Annotated in this window: 2 protein-coding genes; one reads left to right on the top strand and one right to left on the bottom strand. The window is 73.3% G+C overall.

All coding sequences use genetic code 11. The annotated features are described in order from the left end of the window. A partial coding sequence (locus ACSNOD_RS30570) for a streptophobe family protein (RefSeq protein WP_436770334.1) occupies window positions 1-1,005 on the top strand: 1,005 nt, incomplete at its 5' end. A 219-nt stretch (window positions 1,006-1,224) separates the two neighbouring features. On the opposite strand, the gene ACSNOD_RS30565 is transcribed toward ACSNOD_RS30570, so the two are convergent. Beyond that, window positions 1,225-1,650: a contact-dependent growth inhibition system immunity protein gene (locus tag ACSNOD_RS30565; protein ID WP_436770333.1), complete on the bottom strand. Its 426-nt coding sequence runs from the start codon at window positions 1,648-1,650 to the stop codon at window positions 1,225-1,227. Between the last annotated feature and the right edge of the window lie 595 nt (window positions 1,651-2,245).

The raw sequence follows: 2,245 nt of genomic DNA, 5'->3' as shown, positions 1-2,245 counted from the left end.
GCCGGCGCCCTCGCCCTCGCCGCCGTGTTCCTGCGGCCGCTGCGCCACCGCGCCGTCGCCGGCGGGCGGGAGATCCTCGCCCGGATCGCCCGTACGGCCGCCCTCTGGCTGATCGCCCTGCTGCTGGTGTCGCTCGCCGCGCGCCACACGTTCCGGGTCAGCCTCGGGGACTCGTTCGCCGACGACATCGGCGCGTTCCTCGGCGCGACGCCCACGGTCGGCTTCCGCGCGGTCCTCGCCCCCACCCTCGGCTTCGGGCTGCTGTGGCTGCTGGTGGTGCTGGCCGTGGCCTTCGCCGCCTGCCGCACGGCGCCCCTGCCGTCGCGGCTGCTGCGCCTCCACGACGTGGTGCGCCCGGCGGCGTCCGCGATGGTGGCGGTGGTGCTCGCGTACGTGGCGGTCGGCGCGGTGATCGGGCTGGTGGTGGCGGCCACGCGCGGCCGCCCGGCGGAGACCTTCGCCGTGCTCCTGCTGGGGCTGCCGAACCTGGCCTGGCCGGCCCTGGGCATCGGCCTGGGCGGCGCGTGGAAGGGGCACGCCCCCGAGTCGATCGGGCTGCCGATGCCGAAGGCGCTGGCCGCGGTGCTGCGCGATCCCGAGGGCGCGGACGCCACGGTGAATCTGGCCTCCCTCTCGGAGCAGGACGGCCGCGCTTGGCTGCTGGCGCTGCTCGCCGCGCTCGCCCTGCTGGCGGCGGGCTACCTGACGGCCGTGCGCTCCCCGGCGGGCACGAAGCCGTGGTGGATCGCGATCCGGCTGGGCGTGGCGACGGCGCTCATGCTGCTGCTCATCGGCGTGCTCACCCGGGTGTCCGCGCGCTACGGCCTGAACGTGCTCGGGCTGGGCGACGTCACGGGCCTGGGCGGCGATGTGGCCCTCTGGGCGCAGCTGCCGCGGCTGATCGGCGTCGGCGTGGTGTGGGGGTTGCTCGCGGGTCTCCTGGGCTGGCTTCCAACGCGTCTGCGCCGGCGCGGCTTTGAGCGATGTTCCCTCCGGGGTGGTTAGCGCGACGTCCACGTTGTGGGGCGTCCGTGACGTGACCGTCGTCGACGCGAGCGCCCCGGGCTTTTCCCCCGCCTCCGGCCGGGGGCCGGCTTCCCCGCTCCTCGTCGGGCTGATCCGGGCACAGCCGCGCCAGCCGCCAAGCCCTCGAACGCGGCATCCGGGCCTGGCTCGCCGACTGGAACGAGCACCCCAGAGCTCACTGCGGGTTCCTTCATCTGGTCAGCGAAGCGATTCCGTCCGGGCGACGAAACGGGCGAGCTCCTCGGTGGCGCCGCGGGGGAGGCTGGCCGTCGCTGCCTCCGGCAGGGTCATGACCACGGTGCGCAACCGCATCGCGAGGTCCGGGAACAGGGCCCAGGCCGACGTCGGAACGTTCACAGCGGCAAGCAACAGGTCACCCTCGTAGAAGTAGGCGTCAAGCATCGGCTCATCGAGCAGCAAGCGCACCGCGAGCGGAAGAACGTACGGCAGCGCCACCTGCTGAGAGACGAGGGTGCGTAGATCCGCCGGACATAGCTCGCCCAGCGGAACGCCCCGCAACTCATGCACCTTGCGGACCAAGTGGGTCGCGTCAGAGGCAGGAGGCGCCCAGCGAGGTGGGTCCAGCGCGTCGAGCGTGCGGTTGAGGTGCGGTAGATGGTCCATGGTTCATTGTCGCCGGAACAGGCAGGAAATCCCTGAGGCTTTTCCTCGGCCTTCGGCGCGAACGCCATCTCCCCGCGCCGAAGGCGCGGGGGTCTTTGCCCCGGCCCTCGGCGCGACCCCTTTCTCCCGCCCCGGAGGGGTGGGGTGGTGTTTTTGCGCCCGTGGGGTGCGGGGGTTGGTGCCGCACCGGGGTACGGGGTGCCCTCCGGGCGGGTTTGCGCGACGTCCGGGGTCACGTTGCCTGTGGTGTGAGCGTCACAAGCTTTCCCGCCCCTTCGGGGCGGGGGTGGGGGTTTTTCTCGTGCGCCGCGCTGCGGGGGCACCCCGCTACGTCCCCTCCGGCCGGTTGGGGCGCACAAAGCGGAGTGGGGGTCTCGCGCTCCCTGACTGCCTGGCCGGTCCCTGATCCGCGATCTGCTGTCCGTAGGGCGGCTCCGGCTTCGCCGGAGAAAGAAGACAGGCGGGAGACCGACGGCCGGCCGCAACCACCGATGGTTTTCTACCCCCACCGCGGGCGCGCCGCTGACGAGAGCCGAGGGGACGTGGCGGGGTGCCCCCGCAGCGCGGCGCACATGCTCCCAGGGGGAGCCGAAGA

Source organism: Streptomyces sp. URMC 123 (genome assembly GCF_051386515.1).
Classification (GTDB): Bacteria; Actinomycetota; Actinomycetes; order Streptomycetales; family Streptomycetaceae; genus Streptomyces.
Note: the sequence above shows the minus strand (reverse complement) of the source record. Positions and strands in the feature narration are given on the sequence as shown.

Excerpts from the sequence above, each read along its gene's own strand:
- ACSNOD_RS30565 (WP_436770333.1), bottom strand. The coding sequence starts at position 1,650 with ATGGACCATCTACCGCACCTCAACCGCACGCTCGACGCGCTGGACCCA.